The organism is Streptomyces phyllanthi (genome assembly GCF_009377205.1).
GTDB classification, from domain to species: domain Bacteria; phylum Actinomycetota; class Actinomycetes; order Streptomycetales; family Streptomycetaceae; genus Streptomyces; species Streptomyces phyllanthi.
Map to the genome: position 1 here is coordinate 42,903 of NZ_VJZE01000003.1, position 15,374 is coordinate 58,276.

The following is a 15,374-nucleotide window of genomic DNA, read 5'->3' on the forward strand; positions in this document are numbered from 1 at the left end:
AATTCTGCGCTGCCCGAAACTGGACGGTGAACTTCCCCGCCTCCGAACGCTGACGGTGCATCACGGCCGCTGTATTGCGTTCAGGGATTTCCCCTTGGCCATCGGTGAAATCGTCTCTGCCGAGGGGATCCACGGCACCATGATTCAAAGGATGTGTCATGCCTGAGGACTCCAGGGAAGAACCGCCCGCGACGTTTGAATGGCCGACCCGTGGCCGTGTTCGCACGAGACACCTGCGCGCGGCAAAGGAGGCGGGGCACCGATGGGCCATGCTGACCAGCTACGACCAGTACACGGCCGGCATCTTCGACGCCGCGGGCGTGCCCGCGCTGCTGGTCGGCGACTCGGCCGCGAACAACGTCTACGGTCACGACACGACCGTCGCCGTGACCGTCGACGAACTGCTGCCGCTCGTGAAGGCCGTGGTGCGCAGTACGGAGCACGCACTCGTGGTCGGCGACCTTCCCTTCGGCTCCTACGAGAACGGGCCGAAGCAGGCGCTGCGTACCGCCGTCCGGTTCATGAAGGAGGGCGGCTGCCAGGCCGTCAAGCTCGAGGGCGGACGGCGCGTGGCGCCGCAGATCGCCCGGATCGTGCAGGCGGGCATCCCCGTCATGGCGCACATCGGGTTCACCCCGCAGAGCGAGCACCAACTGGGTGGCTACCGGGTGCAGGGCCGCGGCGAGGCCGTCTCCGAGGTGCTGGAGGATGCCCGGGCGGTGGTCGAAGCCGGGGCGTTCGCCGTGGTGCTGGAGATGGTTCCCGCGCTGGTGGCGAAGCAGCTGACCGCCGAGCTGCCCGTGCCGACCATCGGTATCGGCGCAGGCGCCGACTGCGACGCGCAGGTCATGATCTGGCAGGACATGGCCGGTCTGCGCACCGGTCGGCCACTCAGGTTCGTGAAGCGGTACGCCGATCTCGCGGGGACGCTGGACGAGGCGGTCCGCGCGTTCGCCGGCGAGGTGCGCACCGGCGCGTTCCCCGGGCCGGAGCACGCGTTCGAATGATCACACGCGATGAGCCCGCTCCTCGACAGCTTCCCGAGCGCACCGGGCGGGTGTCCGCGCCCGACTGGTGCCACCCGAAGACACACTCCCCCAGAACTGCCGGAGGGACGCCATGACGACAGGTGTCACAGTGAACGCTCTCGCGGACGGCGGCCTCGAACGGCGGGAACACGCGCTGCTGCCGCCACGGCCCGGAGGGGCACTGCTCGCTGTCGAGCGGGCGAACATCTGCGGCAGTGACGTGCACGTATGGCGGGGCGGGCACCCCACCCTGCACGACTGCGTGCTCGGTCACGAGTTCGTCGGACGGATCGTGCGAACGGACGGCTCCCCGATGGTCGACGCCCGGGGGGAACCCCTCTCCGAAGGGGACCGGCTTGTCTGCACCTACTTCCGGGTCTGCGGCAGCTGTGCGATGTGCGCCCTCGGCCGCACCCACCTGTGTGAGCGCGCCTACGACTCATGGGGCCACTCCAGCCTCCGGCGGCCACACTTCCGCGGCGCGTTCGCCAGCCATTACCAGCTGCACCCGGAACAGATCAGAGTCAAGGTTCCGGCCGGGATGCCCAGCGAGCTGGCGGCCCTGGCCAACTGCGCGGTGGCACAGGGGCTTGCGGTGGTGGACGCGATCAGGCCCGACCTGGTGGACGGACCGTGTCTGGTGATCGGTGCCGGCGCGCTGGGGCTCGCGACCGTCGCGGGTGGTTCCGCGGTGGCGGCGTGGGACGTGTACGACCGAGTCCCCTCGCGGCGGCGGATCGCCGAGCGGTTTCCGAACGCGCGTTCCCTCGGGGAGGTGTCGTCGGCGGGGACTCTCGGCGGGGTCTACGACGTCGTGGTGGTCGCGGCAGGATCACCCGAGTCGTTTGTCACGGCGCTCGAACAGGTCCGGCCGGGAGGCCAGATCGTCATGATGGGGATCATCAACACCCGCCCCACCGACACCGTGTCCTTCATACCCGGTGTGCTGACGCGCAAGGGCGTCACCGTCACCAGTGTGATCCGCTATCAGCAGCGCCATCTCATCGCTGCCGTCGATCTGCTGTCCGGGCCGACTCCACTGCGTGAGATCCCCCTGGCCGACTACGCGCTCGACGACATCGACGACGCCCTCGCCGCCGCCGAGCGCCACGAGAGCGGACGAGTGAGCCTGGTGCCTGACCTCGACAGGGGTGGCCTGTGACGCGCCCGGAGCTGGAATCCCTCGCCGAACACTGCCGAGCCGTCCTGACGGCGGAGGCCGAAGCCGGTCGTGTCGTGGGCGGTGCGGCGTGCATCCACGACGTCGCGGCCGGCAGAGATCTGGCGGTGTTCGTCGGACGCAACTCGCCGACCGGGCGACCGGTGTCGCAGGACAGCGTGATCCGCCTCTACTCCATGACCAAGCCGATGCTGGCCACGCTGGCACTACGGCTGATCGACGCCGGACTCCTGCCCGGTCTCGACATGCCGGTCCGGGAGCTCGCGGCCGGGCTGGCCGCAGTGCGGGTCCCGGCCGGGATGACGCTGCGCCAGCTGTTGACCATGTCCTCCGGCCTGGCCGGCTCGAAGGAACACGAGCGGATGCAGCGGGAGTACCGAGCGGCAGGCGTCCTGCCGTTCGACTACACCGACCGCGCCTACGACACGGACGAGACCGACTTCCTGCGCCGCATATTCGACTGCCGGCTCTCGGCACCGCCGGGGAAGCAGTGGGAGTACGGCCGTTCCGCCGACGTGGCCGGCCTGCTGCTCCAACACCACCTCGGGACACCGCTCGACCTGCTCCTCAGCCGGCATCTGTTCGAACCGCTCGGGATGGCGTCGAGCGGGTTCTTCCTGCCACCGGGCCTCGGGATGCAGTCCGTGCTCCAGCCCCCGATGGATCCGCCCACCGGGGAGTCGCTGACGGACCTCGATCGCCGAACGGCGGGGTACAGGTCCGCCGGCAGCGGCGGCCTGGCCAGCCTGCGGGACTATCTGACCTTCCTCAAGGCCGTGTTCTTTCCCGCCCCGGGCTCCGCCTTCCTGAGCGAGGCAGCGTGTGCCGAGCTTCTGTCGGACCAGATCGTCGGTCTGCACGACACGGGGCCCGACTACATCCCGGGCCCGGGGTGGGGATTCAGCCTGAACTTCGGCATCTGGCCGCGCACCTGCCGCCCGGCCGAAGCCCGCCGTCTCGCCTGGCTGGGGCGCGCCGGTACCAGTTTCATCGTCGATCTCGAGGAAGAGCTGATCATGCTGTTCGCGGCGCCGTGCTACGGGCGGACGAGGGTCCTGCAAGCCACCTTCGCCGAACTCGCCGACCACCACCTCCAGCGGAAGGTGAGCCTGTGATGACCACACCACCGATCGTCGCGTTCATCGGGCTCGACGGTGCCGGCAAGAGCACCCAGATCGAGATGCTGAAGGCCGCCTGTGAAGACCGCGGTCTCTCCGTGTTCGTCCACCCCAACCCGAGCCTGCAGGGGCTGTCGACCCGGCTGGACGAGATCGCCGTCGAACACGGCCACGTCGACCGGTTCGCCATGCTCGGCCCGGACACCCACAAGGTCATGACCGCGGCGGTGAAGTGGGTCGCCATGTCGTCGCTGGGCACCGCCCCGGACGGAACCGACCTCATCATCGCCGACCGGTACGCCTACTGCCAGATCGCCGCGGCCGAGGCACTGGGAGCCAGCAACCGGTGGCTGATCGAGGGCATGTTCAGGGGGCTGCCGGAACCGACCCTCACCCTGATGATGGACCTTGAGCCCTCCGTGGCGTTCGACCGGGTCAAGGCCCGCGACCCCGAGGAGTGGATCGACCTCGGGTTCATCAGCCGCATGCGAGCGGCCTACTCCGAGCTGCCACAGGCGTCCCAATGGACCTGGGTCGAGGCCGAGGGCACCACCGAGGACGTGCACCGGCGGGTCGTCGCGGCGGTCGCGGGGAAACTGGACGGGCTCCTGTGAGAGTGATCAGCACAGCCCCGGAGCTCGCCGCCGAGTGGGACGCCGGACGCCTGTCGGGTTCGGTCATCGGCTATGTACCGACCATGGGCGCGCTGCACGAGGGCCATCTGAGCCTGGTCGACCTGGCCCGCGAGCAATGCGATCTGGTCATCTGCAGCATTTTTGTCAACCCGCTGCAGTTCGGACCGGACGAGGACTTCGACTCCTACCCACGGACCGTGGAGCGCGACCTGAAGCTGCTGGAGGCACGGGGGACGACCGTGGTGTTCCTGCCGGACTGGGACGAGATCTTCCCGGGACGCGCCCGCACCCTGCAGGACTTCGGCACCCATGTGTCCGTGCCCCGCCTGAGCCATCAGCTCTGCGGGAGAACCCGGCCGGGTCACTTCGACGGAATGGTGACGGAGAGCCTGCTCTTCCTGAATCTCGTCCGGCCCGACCGTACCTACTGGGGAGAGAAGGACTTCCAGCAGCTGCGCATCATCGAGACCCTGGTCCAGGATCTGCGCCTGCCCGTCCGTGTGGTACGGGGCGTCACCAGGCGTGAACCGGACGGGCTGGCCATGTCCTCCCGCAACAAGGGCTTGTTGTTCGACGCGCGGGCCGTGGCTCCGCACATCCACAGGGTTCTCCTGCAGTCACGGGCGAGGCTGCTCGACGGCGACCCGCTGCCGACCGTGCTCGCCGCGGCCCGCGACTGCCTCACCGAGCGGGGATTCGAAGTCGAGTACCTCGTGGCCTGCGAGGAGGAGTCCCTGACCGAGGTGCGGACGCTGGACTTCCACGCCCCGATACGGCTGTTCGCCGCCGCGCACCTGGAGGGTGTCCGTCTCATCGACAACATGCGCGTGACGGAGGTTGCTCCATGACCGGCCTGGCGACCCGGCCGGTCGTCTACTCCTTCACCGATCACCGAGTGCACCGGCAGGAGCCGCCGTTGATCATCGCCGAGGGCGACGGTATCCGCGTCCGGGACGTGGGCGGCAGGGAGTACATCGACGCGCTGTCCGGCCTCTGGCACGCCAACCTGGGCTTCTCGGAGCCGGACCTGATCGCGGCCGCGACCGCGGCGTACGCCGAACTTCCCGCCTTCGCCTGTGCCTTGGGCCGTACCAGCGCCGAGACGGTCCTCCTCGCGGAAGAGCTGTTGCAGGCCGCGGGCGGAAAGTTCCGCTCCGTGTACTTCGGTGCGTCCGGGTCGGAGGCCGTGGAATCGGTCCTGAAGTTCCTCTGGCTGGCCGGCAACACCGGCGGTGCTCCCGCCCGCAAGCTCATCGTCACCCGGGACTCGGGTTTCCACGGCACCACCCTCGGCGCCGCGACTCTGGCGGGGATCCCGCGCCAGCACGACGGATTCGACCTGCCGCTGCCTTTCACCGTCCGGGTGCCCCGGGTCCACTTCTATCGCGACCACCTCGACGGCGAGAGCGAGGACGAGTACGTCGCCCGGATCGTCCGCACGACACGCGAGCGCATCCTTGCAGCCGGGCCGGAGAACGTGGCCGCCATGGTCGCCGAGCCGGTCATGGCGGCGGGAGGCGTGCTGGTGCCCCCTGACGGCTACTGGCCGGCGATGGCGCGGCTGCTGGCAGAACTGGACGTTCCGCTGGTGTCCGACGAGGTGGTGTGCGGGTTCGGCCGACTGGGACATCTCTTCGGCTACCAGCGCTTCGGCCTCGAACCCGCCGCGGTGACGGTCGCGAAGGGAATCACTGCCGGGTACGCCCCCTTGGGCGCGGTCCTGCTGGGCGCCGACCTCACCGCCGCGATCGCGGCGGCGGCCGACACGCACGGTGTCCTGGGGCATGGATCGACCTTCGGCGGCCACCCCGTCGCCGCGGCGGTCGCGCGGGCCAACCTGCGCATCATCCGTGAACGCAAGATCTACGAGCGGGTCGCCGAGCTGGAGACGCTGCTCGAGACCTCACTGGAGGAACTGCTGAACCTGCCGGTCGTCGGCGAGGTGCGCTGCGTGGGCGGCCTGGCCGCGGTGGAACTGATGGCCGACGGCGTCGCCCGCCGGCCCTTCGACCCCGAACGCGGGATCGGGCGGCGGGTTGCGGCCGAAGCCCGCGCGCGAGGCCTGATCGTTCGGGATCTGGGCGATGTGATCGCCCTCTGCCCGCCGCTGATCACCGGCGCGACGGAGGTCATGGAGATCGTCTCGAAGCTGCGGGCGGCGATCGTGGCCGCCGTCACCGAGGAGGCCCGGTGAACGGCCCGGCCAAGGCACGCGCCTGGGACCTCGTCGGCGAGCACTACTGGAACTCCGGTTACTACGGCGGTCCCGCCCCCGAGCACCAGAGGGAGTTCACACGGCGGATGCGGCCCGGTGCGCGGACGGCAGTGGTCGGCGCCAGTACGGTCTCCCTGTCCACGGCGGCCCAGCAGGCGGGCGCGGACCTGCACGTACTCGACTTCGCACCCGGCATCCTGCGGGCGGCGAGCCATACGCTCGGGCTCGTCGAGGACCGGCGGCACCTCGTCGATGTGACCCGGCCGATCCCCGGGCACCTGAAGCAGGCGTACGAGCTCGTGCTCGCGGACCGGCTGGTCAACCGCTTCAGTGCTCATGATCTGCCGGCCGGCATCCGAGGACTGCGCGATCTCGTCGCGCCGGCCGGGATCCTGGCGGTCACCGTACGCTTCGGCCTGTACGAACGCGACTCGGAGATCCACGCCGCCCTCACACCGGCGGAGCAGGCGCTGTTCTGGCGACCGGATGCGGGCGAGGTCGACTACTCGGTGCTCCCCGACCGCGACATCCCTCTCCCCGTATGGGGCGCCATCTCGGGTGACGTCATGCGGGACCACTTGCGCGCCAGAGGCCGCGAGGCCCGCTTCAGCAGGGACGAGCTGCTGTCGACCGTGGCGGCGGCGGGCGGCCTGGACTGCGAGGACACCATCGACGCCACGGACGGCACGGTGCTCGTGGTGCTGAGGAGACCGGGCGCGGCGGGCCAATCCTGACATCCCGCAAGCGATTCTCACCGCGCCGGTCATCGACGGCGCGGTACTCGTGATGACGAGGAGACTGAGTACGGATGGCGATTCCTGACATGCCACAAGCGATCCTCACGCAGCCGGTCACGGACGGCACAGCGTGGGTCGCCGCCGACCTCCCGCGGCCCGAGGGCGTCCTGCACGAACTGACGCCCCAGCACCTCGGCGAGATATCGGCCTTCGTGAGCGCGCTCGGCAAGGCCGCACTGTCGCTCCACGCCGATCGGGCGGTCTGGCGCGATCTCGCCCGGGAGACGATGCCCGAACTGTCCGCGCTGACGCACGCGACGGCACACCGGACCGAGACCCACATCGGTACGGCCGTCCTGCGCGGACTGCCGGTGGACGACCTCTCGCCGGAGGAGACACGAGGCCTCTACCGTGCGCTCGGCGCGGTCATGGGTACCGCGGTCATCCAGAACGCCGAGGGCGAGTACATCGCCGATGTGCGCGACTACGGCAAGGGCGGTCTGGACAACAACGCCGTCCGGGGCCACCAGACCACGAGCGCACTGCGGTTCCACTCCGACGACGGCGACCTCGCGCTGCTGCTGTGCGTACGGCCCGCCGAGAACGGCGGCGCATCGCTGATCAGCAGTGCCATGACGATCTACAACGAGCTGCTGACGCGCGCGCCGGAACTGCTCGGCCTCTACTACAACGGATTCGTCTACGAGAACCGGGGGGAGGAGGAGCCACCGGCCTACCGCAACGCGGTCTTCGGCTACTACGACGGACAACTGACCTGCCGGTACTTCCTGCGGGACTACGTCGACTCGGCCTGGACCAGGACCAGCGTCCCCGTGAGCGATCTGGAGCGCTACGCCCTGGACCTCTTCGAGGCGCTCGCGGCCCAGCCGGGAGCGGCCACCGAGTACGCCCTGCGCGCCGGCGACCTGCAGCTCGTCAACAACAACGTGGTCGTGCACTCCCGTCGGGCGTTCACCGACGCCTCCACCGGCGACCGCGGCCGACTGCTGCTGCGGCAGTGGGTCAACCTCGACGGCGGGCGGGTCTTCCCGACCACGCTGTGCCGTCACCGATACGGGATGCGACCGAGCCGCGATGCGAACAGCTGACCACAGAATCCTGGTCACCGCCGATCTCCCGGGCCTGTCCGCCGCCCTGCTCCAGCCCTTGTCCCCAAAACCGTGGCACGGCCATGATCGGGACAGCCTGCTGCGAGCGGTGGCCGGTTGTGACGCCCTGCTGGTGACCGCGAACGAGCGGGTCGACGAGGCCCTGCTGCGGGCGGCCGGCGACGGCCTGCGCGTGATCGGCACCTATTCCGTCGGAACGGACCATGTCGACCTCGAAGCGTGTGCCCGCGCGGGCGTGCGTGTCGTGACAGCGGCGGGCACTCTCGCGGCGGCGATGGCCGAGCACACCTTCGGCCTCATGCTGGCCTGCGCCCGAAGGATCGTGGAGGCCGACCGGTTCGTCCGGACCGGGGCGGACTGGCGCTGGGAGCCCGACGCGTTTCTGGGTGCGCAACTCGCCGGCCACAGGCTCGGGGTGCTGGGAATGGGCGCGATCGGTCAGGCGGTGGCCAGGCGCGCGCGGGCCTTCGACATGGAGGTCCACTATCTCCGGCATCGACCCGAGGCAGTTCACGCACCGGACCTGATTCCTCAGGAGACGCCGGCCGACCTCGCACGGGTCAGTGACTTCCTGACGATCCATGTTCCCCTGACCCCGCGGACCGACCGGATGGTCGACAAGGCCGTGATGGCGGCCCTGCCGCCCGGAGCCGTCATCGTCAACACGTCCCGGGGCAGAGTGGTCGTCCAGTCGGCCATGGTCGAACTGCTGGAGTCGGGTCATCTGGGTGGAGTCGCGCTCGACGTCTTCGAGGACGAGCCCCTGGTCCCCGACGAGTTGCGCCGCAATCCCCGGGCGGTACTCACTCCGCATATCGGGAGCGCCACCACGACGACCCGACAGGGAATGACGGCCGAGGTCCTGCGGCGAATCAAGCTCGTCCTGGAGCGATGACGAGGACCTCCTCAGCCGGACATCTCCGGCTTTGCCGGACACCGTGTTCGTCAGCCGACGAACACGGTGGGTACTTCGGCCCGGCCCGGATAGCATTTGCTCACCGGCCCGGAAAATTCTCCACAGGGCCGTGTTCTGTGCAAAACACCTCGGAATTCAACGAGTTGCGCGGGGGAGGTGGATCACCATGCAGAAGTACACCAAGCCGTCGGCGAAGCCGGTCTCTCAGAGCGCCATTCTGAAGGGCAACGCCTGATCACATCAGTTGATGGGCGCCCTCTGTCCGAGGGCGCCCATTCTCGCCCAGGCGTCCATGACGTGAGGCCTGACATCCGGGAGAATTGCCATGTGTGGAATCGCGGGAGTGGCCCGTCTGGACGGACGTGATCTCGGGCCGGAGGCCGACACCGTACTGAACGAACTGGTCCGCATACTTGATCACCGAGGGCCGGACGAGCGGGAAATACTCCATGACGGCCCGGTCGGACTGGCCTTCACCAGGCTTTCGCTCGTCAACCCCCAAGACGGCAGTCAGCCCCTGGTCAGTGATGACGGCAACCTCGTTCTGATTGCCAATGGAGAGATTTACAACCACAAGCAGCTCGCAGCCTCGCTGCCCGGCTGCGTGCGGCTCAGGACGGGCTCGGACTGCGAAGTCCTGCTCTATCTCTACCGGCAGTACGGACTGGAATTCCTGCGTGACGTACGGGGTATGTTCGCCCTCATCCTGTGGGACCGGGTGAACAACCAGCTGGTTCTCGCCCGGGACCGATTCGGCATCAAGCCGCTCTATTACCACCGCAACGACGAGCGCATCGTGCTGGCATCAGAGATCAAGGGCCTGTTCGCCGACCCGGATACGCCCAGGCGATTCGACTGGGAGGGCGCCCTGGCCACCCCTGCCCTCGCCGCGGCGCCGAGTTTCAACCAGTCCTCGGTGAGCACCTGGTTCGACGGCGTCGACCTGGTCCCGGCGGCGACGATCCTCCGCATCGACCTCCGCGACGGCCGCACATCCGAGCATCGCTACTGGGAGATTCCTTCGCACACCGAACAGGCCACCGGCGCGGATGAATTCATCCGGCGATACGGCGAGATCCTCGAGGACTCCGTCCGGGACTGTGCCGATGCGGACAGCGAGCTCGGACTGTTCCTCTCGGGAGGCATCGACTCGTCCGCCGTGCTCGCACTCGCCGGAACCAGGCGCGAGGGCATGCACACCTTCACCGCCCTCACGGGCGGCACCCGGGACAACGGCGACGCCGAGCACGCCGAGTGGATCGCGCGCGAGCTGGGAGTCCCCAACCACCAGGTGATCTTCCCGCAGTCCCACGCCCCGGCACCGGAGGAGTGGGTCCGGCTCCTGTGGCTGACGGAAACCCCGATGTGCGGTCCCGAGATCTACTACAAGCACGAACTCCACCGCTTCGCCCGCCAGGAACGACCCGAGCTGCGCGGAATGCTCCTCGGCGCCGCCGGCGACGAGTTCAACGGAGGCTACTCCCATGCGATGGGGGGAGACGACTGGGACTCCTTCGCGGCGGGGCTCGCCTATCTCGACCGCAACACGCGACTGGACCGGCATCCGGCTCTGCGTCACTGGTGGGCGGAGGGCCCGTCCTTCATCGCGGAGCAGGCACTCGACGGCCGCGGTGCGCACGGGCCGCGTGACGCGTACCGCTCCTACTTCGCGTCCGAGTACATGAAGGTCCAGCAGTACAACGTCTGGCACGAGGACCGTACGGCGGCGGGCAGCGGCATCGAGGCACGAGTGCCCTTCCTCGACCACCGTCTCGTCGAGCTGACCGCAGTGGTGCCGGACCGGTTGCGTCCACGGCTCCTGTGGAACAAGCGCATACTCCGGGACGCGGTCGGCACCCGGCTGCCCGCCCGGATCGCCGAGCGCCCCAAGGCCCCCTTCTTCTATGGATCGGGAACCCGTCACGCCTACCGCATGCTCGCAGACCTCATGAAGGCCAACTCGTACGAGCTGGTGGAGCGGGCGCTCGCCGCCCCCGGAGCCGGCGACTTCATCGACGCGGAATCCGTCTGGACGTACCTGAAGGTGCTGGGGGAGGGCACAACGGATTCCCCGGCTGTGGAAATGCTCATGCGCGTGCTGAACATGGGGCTGCTCGCGGAGCTGACCGGGAATCCGCCCGTTCTCGAGGAACTGTCCGCCGGGCCCGTCCGCGCTGAGTACTCCGGCAGTTCCGTCGCGGCTGCCGAAGCGGACGATCACTTCCGAACGGGCGATCCGGACACCGGTGGCGTTCCGTCACTCACGGACGGTGTGTTGCTGCTCACCAACCCGGTCGACTCCACGTGGTATCTCCTCAAGGACGGGGAGATCGAGTTCGTGCTGGAAGAGGACGCCCATGTGCTCCGAGTTCTCCGGCAAATCGACGGTGTGGCCAGGATGAGCGACATTCTGGCCACAGCGGATGTAGAGATGACGGACGTCAGAGGCGATCTGGACAGCCTTCTCGATCTGGGTTTCATCTCGCTGGGAGACTGACCATGTACCAAACGGCAGTCGAGCCGCTGGCCAAAGGAGAGGGTGAAGTGCGCGGCCGACTGGACTCCTACACCAGTCGATTCGGGCGCTGGAACGAACTGGCGAGCGTCCGCCGCAAGCCGCAGCGGTCCTTCGAGAGTTCCGGGACCGTCTACTTTCCTCCGGAACTGTATCCCGTGGCGATGCACCCGCTGGTCACGGACTGCGGTGACGGACGGGTGGAATGGCTGCTGCTGCGTCGCCTCTACGGCTATCTCGACTTCACATCGGAACTCGAAAGTTCAGCCGTCATCCCGGTCGCCACAGCCATCAGCAGGGGGCGGTCCGGTCTGCAGTTGCCGGAGCGGATGAAGGCGGACGCGTTCAAGATAGTCACGGACGAGGCGTGGCATGCCCAGGTCTCGTATGACTTCGCGCACGAGATCGAGCTTGCCTCCGGTGTTCCGCAGGCCTTTCCGGACGACGATCCGCCGGCGTTCGTCGGGCGTCTTGGCGCCCTTCGTGAGGAACTTCCCCACGAGATCAGAGGGGTGGAAGCGATGGTCTTCGCCATCGTGAGTGAAACCCTGATCTCCGGAATTCTGTCGGACATTCCCCGGGACGGTCGGCTTCCTCGGTCGGTTCGCGAGCAGGTGCGGGACCATGCCGAAGACGAAGGGCGGCACCACGTCTATTTCCGATCACTGCTCCACCATCTGTGGGCAGCCCTGACCGCACAGGAGCGCAGAGCCGTGGGACCGCAGGTCCCGGCGGCGATCCACGCGTTCCTCGAACCGGACTACGCCAGGGTGGCCCAGGATCTGCGGACGCTCGGCCTGACGAGCGGGCAGATCGAGCAAGTCCTCGCGGAATCCTGGCCGAAGGAACAGCTGGCCCGTCAGATGGCCGACGCCTCGACCGGCCTTGTCCGCTACTTCGCCGAGGTCGGCGCCCTCGACGACGGGAAGACCCGGGAGCGCTTCGAAGAAGCCGGCCTCATGGGCCATACGGCAGGAGAAGAAAGAGAAAATGGGCACTGTGGTGATCGGTGATGACACGGCGTCATCGAGATATTTCTGGCGCTTCTGGACGGCGAACACGGCCAGCGGCGTCGGATCCGCCGTCACACTGATAGCCGTTCCCCTGGTCGCGGTCTCGACTCTTCATGTGTCCACCCTTCAGGTGAGCTTGCTGGCGGCGGCCGGCCAGGTCGGCTGGCTGGTCCTGGGGCTTCCCGCCGGAGTCATCGTCCAGAGGTTCCCCCTTCGGGGCCTGCGGATCACCATGGACCTGCTGCGCATGGCGGCCGTGGGCTCCATACCGCTCGCCTGGGCCCTGAGCGCGCTGACCTACGGGCAGCTGCTGGTGGCGACGCTGATCACCAGTTTTGCGAACGTCCTGTCCGACATCGGCAGTTCGACGTTCCTGCCGAAGATCGTCGACAAGGCGGAGCTGAACTCGCGCAACAGCTTCATGTCGGGGACGGTCGCGGTGACCCAGACGGGCGGGCCGTCCCTGGGGGGCGCCCTGGTCCAGCTCGTCGGCCCGGCGGGGGCCATGGTGATCGATGCGGCGAGTTATCTGATCTCGGCCATGACTCTCAGGGGCCTGCCCGAGTACCGCGCGGGCAGTGCCCCGCGGTCCCGCGCCCTCCAGCAGATCCGCGAGGGGTGGACCTTCGTCGTCGGACACCCCGTCATGTTCCCGTGCATGCTGTGGGCGACCGCCACGAATTTCGTCAACGGGGCCCTGGCGGCGCTCGTGCCCACCTATCTCGTCCGAGTGGCGGAGATGTCGCCTCTCATGGTCGGAGTCCTCATCGCCCTGGACGGCGTGGGCTCCTTCGCGGGTGCCGCGGTCGCGACGAAGCTGGCGGCGAAGGTGGGCACCGCGCGCGCCCTCCTCTGCGCGAGCGTCGGTGGAGCCGTCCTCGCCCTCGCGATGCCACTGACCACGCAGCCCGGCAACGCCTGGTTCTTCGGGCTCGGATACGGCGGCTTCGCGGCCGGAACGGTGATCGGCAGCATTCTGACGCGTACCCACCGCCAGATCGACAGTCCGCCGGATCTGCTCGCACGCGTCATGGCGACGGTCCGGTTCGTCTCCTGGGGTGCCTTGCCACTGGGGGCCGTACTCGCCGGGCTGCTGGCCGAGTTCGGCAGTCTGAGGTGGTCACTCTCGGCGGCATGCGCGCTGGCTCTCGTGGCCCCCGCCATCCTCATGCTCAGCCCCGTCGCCCGACGTCGTGAGCTGGGCGACACCGTGCAACTGCCGAAGGCGGGCTGACGTCAACCGGCAACCATCGAAAGGCGCTTGAGTGCAACACGTCGACACCGCCACCTGGCTCCAGCCGCTTCGGGAACGAGGACTCGTTCCGGAGGGCTGCCTCGCAGCCTTCGTCGTGGGTTCGGCCGCGCGCGGCTGGCACAACGAACGGAGCGACTTCGACATCTACATCGTCAGCTCGGACGAGTGGGAGTCCACCGGCTACGGGACCATAGCCATGCCCCTGAATCCTCCTCGTGTGCGGACCGAGATGTTCTACACGGGAGACAGGAAGTGGGAGGTGACCTACTGGCTCAAGGAACAATTCGAGCAAATGTTCGCAAAGGTCTCCTGGGGCGAGTACAACCGGGGGGTCGTGTCCGCCCGTGTTCTGGCGCCCCGGGAGGAGCTGGCCCTCTCGCGTCTGCAGAACTGTCTGGTCCTGCTCGGTCAGGAATGGATCGACGCCAGTCGCCGGCGGCTCTCGGAGTCCGCCTTCCGCTCCTTCGTCGTGGCTCGCTCGCTCGGCGCCGCTGATGACTGCGTCGAGGACGCGCTGGGGCAGATGGACGCGGGCAATCTGGAGAGCGCCACTCTCTCCGCCCGTGCCGCGCTGGGATTCGCCGTCGACGCCCTTCTCGAAGGGCAGGGCGAGTACGGGAGCCAGTTGCCCAAGTGGCGGCCCAACCGGTTCCGGGCCGTGTCCTCGGAATTTCTCTCGTTCGAGGACTACTGGGCTCTGGAGACCATGCGCGGGTACGATCCGGACGACCCGCGTCCCTGGATCAACGACGTCCTGACCATCTGCCAGGAAATCGCGATGCGTGTGGAGACCTCGTGACCGCCGCCTCGGTCGGCCCGTCCGACGTGCCGCGCAGAAGCCTGGGATTTCGCGTACGCCGGGTCGAAAGCGGCCTGGTGATCGGCTTCAAGGACCAGGCCCTGGAGCTGTCCGACTCGGCGGAACTCATCTACCGCTGCATGGACGGGCGTCGCACCGTGGCGGACGTCGCGGCCGTCGTCGCCGCCGAGTACGGCATCGAGGAGGCACAGGCCCTCGCCGACGTCGCCGAGTTCATAGACGAGCTGGCTGCCCATGGCATCGTGACCATCCAGGGTGTGTGAAGCCACGGGATCGTTCTCATGGCGGTGTCGCGTGCCTGCCACGTGCACCTGGCTCCGGTGAGAGAACCTCTTGGCTTGCTCAAGGGGAGATTGAAGTAGCCGGGGCGGGGGGCATGGTCCGGACACCCGGGGCGTCTGGCCCGGTGGAAGGGGGAAGTGATCGTGACTGCTTTGGTCGTGGTGGCCGCCGTCATGCTGGGGGTGGCTGTGCTGTGTGCCTGGCTCGTGCGTCGGGCCTGGCGGCGTGCCTGGGACGATCTGGGCCGGCAGGCGTCCGGGTACGGCCGGGGGAGTGGGCAGGGCCACGGAGTATGGCCGACGAGCGGCAGTACGGGTGCGGCATCAGCGGCAGGAGGCGCCGGCACTTCGGCAAGCTGTTCGTCCTGGTACGTGGAGGGTGACGCCCGCGACTGCTCGCCGTCCGGTTCCTCCTGCGGCGGTTCCTCCTCCTCCTCTTCCTCCTGCTCCGGCAGCAGCTCTTCCTCCTGCGGCAGTTCGTCGTCCTGTGGCAGCAGTTCGTCGTCCTGTGGCAGTTCCTGCTGACGGCTG

General features: G+C 68.3%; 14 protein-coding genes. All 14 read left to right on the forward strand.

All coding sequences use genetic code 11. The annotated features are described in order from the left end of the window. The first annotated feature begins 269 nt into the window (after positions 1–269). Positions 270–1,007: a 3-methyl-2-oxobutanoate hydroxymethyltransferase gene (panB, locus tag FNH04_RS01100; protein ID WP_386573826.1), complete on the forward strand. Its 738-nt coding sequence runs from the start codon at positions 270–272 to the stop codon at positions 1,005–1,007. Positions 1,008–1,137: 130 nt separating this feature from the next. Beyond that, positions 1,138–2,190 (forward strand): alcohol dehydrogenase catalytic domain-containing protein, encoded by a 1,053-nt coding sequence (locus FNH04_RS01105; protein WP_194236498.1) that lies wholly within the window; start codon positions 1,138–1,140, stop codon positions 2,188–2,190. Continuing rightward, positions 2,187–3,323 carry a serine hydrolase domain-containing protein gene (locus FNH04_RS01110; RefSeq protein WP_152779362.1) on the forward strand — a complete coding sequence of 379 codons (1,137 nt, stop codon included), beginning with the start codon at positions 2,187–2,189 and terminating at the stop codon, positions 3,321–3,323. Before FNH04_RS01105 ends, FNH04_RS01110 begins: the two co-directional genes overlap by 4 nt. Continuing rightward, complete coding sequence (locus FNH04_RS01115; RefSeq protein WP_152779364.1) at positions 3,323–3,940, forward strand: dTMP kinase; 618 nt, start codon at positions 3,323–3,325, stop codon at positions 3,938–3,940. Before FNH04_RS01110 ends, FNH04_RS01115 begins: the two co-directional genes overlap by 1 nt. A gap of 2 nt (positions 3,941–3,942) precedes the next feature. After that, on the forward strand, positions 3,943–4,809 hold the full coding sequence (gene panC / locus FNH04_RS01120; RefSeq protein WP_194236499.1) for a pantoate--beta-alanine ligase: 867 nt from the start codon (positions 3,943–3,945) through the stop codon (positions 4,807–4,809). Beyond that, positions 4,806–6,155 carry an aminotransferase class III-fold pyridoxal phosphate-dependent enzyme gene (locus FNH04_RS01125; protein ID WP_152779368.1) on the forward strand — a complete coding sequence of 450 codons (1,350 nt, stop codon included), beginning with the start codon at positions 4,806–4,808 and terminating at the stop codon, positions 6,153–6,155. Before panC ends, FNH04_RS01125 begins: the two co-directional genes overlap by 4 nt. Further along, positions 6,152–6,910 carry a hypothetical protein gene (locus FNH04_RS01130; protein ID WP_152779370.1) on the forward strand — a complete coding sequence of 253 codons (759 nt, stop codon included), beginning with the start codon at positions 6,152–6,154 and terminating at the stop codon, positions 6,908–6,910. The genes FNH04_RS01125 and FNH04_RS01130 overlap by 4 nt, the downstream gene beginning before the upstream one ends. Positions 6,911–6,984: 74 nt before the next feature. Then, a complete protein-coding gene (locus FNH04_RS01135; RefSeq protein ID WP_152779372.1) occupies positions 6,985–8,022 on the forward strand; it encodes a TauD/TfdA family dioxygenase in 1,038 nt (345 codons plus the stop codon). Further along, entirely contained in the window at positions 8,009–8,938 is a 930-nt protein-coding gene (locus tag FNH04_RS01140) for an NAD(P)-dependent oxidoreductase (protein WP_152779374.1), read from the forward strand. The genes FNH04_RS01135 and FNH04_RS01140 overlap by 14 nt, the downstream gene beginning before the upstream one ends. 346 nt (positions 8,939–9,284) lie before the next feature. Then, entirely contained in the window at positions 9,285–11,456 is a 2,172-nt protein-coding gene (asnB, locus tag FNH04_RS01145; RefSeq protein ID WP_152779376.1) for an asparagine synthase (glutamine-hydrolyzing), read from the forward strand. Positions 11,457–11,458: 2 nt separating this feature from the next. After that, positions 11,459–12,487: a diiron oxygenase gene (locus tag FNH04_RS01150; RefSeq protein WP_152779378.1), complete on the forward strand. Its 1,029-nt coding sequence runs from the start codon at positions 11,459–11,461 to the stop codon at positions 12,485–12,487. Continuing rightward, complete coding sequence (locus tag FNH04_RS01155; RefSeq protein ID WP_152779380.1) at positions 12,465–13,721, forward strand: MFS transporter; 1,257 nt, start codon at positions 12,465–12,467, stop codon at positions 13,719–13,721. Before FNH04_RS01150 ends, FNH04_RS01155 begins: the two co-directional genes overlap by 23 nt. A 31-nt stretch (positions 13,722–13,752) precedes the next feature. Further along, entirely contained in the window at positions 13,753–14,541 is a 789-nt protein-coding gene (locus FNH04_RS01160; RefSeq protein WP_152779382.1) for a nucleotidyltransferase domain-containing protein, read from the forward strand. Beyond that, positions 14,538–14,825 (forward strand): PqqD family protein, encoded by a 288-nt coding sequence (locus FNH04_RS48830; protein ID WP_152779384.1) that lies wholly within the window; start codon positions 14,538–14,540, stop codon positions 14,823–14,825. Before FNH04_RS01160 ends, FNH04_RS48830 begins: the two co-directional genes overlap by 4 nt. Positions 14,826–15,374: the final 549 nt, after the last annotated feature.

What these genes read in the sequence shown, in the direction of transcription:
- panB (WP_386573826.1), top strand. Translation starts at nt 270, where the DNA reads ATGCTGACCAGCTACGACCAGTACACGGCCGGCATCTTCGACGCCGCG.
- FNH04_RS01115 (WP_152779364.1), top strand. Translation starts at nt 3,323, where the DNA reads ATGACCACACCACCGATCGTCGCGTTCATCGGGCTCGACGGTGCCGGC.
- FNH04_RS01125 (WP_152779368.1), top strand. Translation starts at nt 4,806, where the DNA reads ATGACCGGCCTGGCGACCCGGCCGGTCGTCTACTCCTTCACCGATCAC.
- FNH04_RS01135 (WP_152779372.1), top strand. Translation starts at nt 6,985, where the DNA reads ATGGCGATTCCTGACATGCCACAAGCGATCCTCACGCAGCCGGTCACG.
- FNH04_RS01140 (WP_152779374.1), top strand. Translation starts at nt 8,009, where the DNA reads ATGCGAACAGCTGACCACAGAATCCTGGTCACCGCCGATCTCCCGGGC.
- asnB (WP_152779376.1), top strand. Translation starts at nt 9,285, where the DNA reads ATGTGTGGAATCGCGGGAGTGGCCCGTCTGGACGGACGTGATCTCGGG.
- FNH04_RS01150 (WP_152779378.1), top strand. Translation starts at nt 11,459, where the DNA reads ATGTACCAAACGGCAGTCGAGCCGCTGGCCAAAGGAGAGGGTGAAGTG.
- FNH04_RS01155 (WP_152779380.1), top strand. Translation starts at nt 12,465, where the DNA reads ATGGGCACTGTGGTGATCGGTGATGACACGGCGTCATCGAGATATTTC.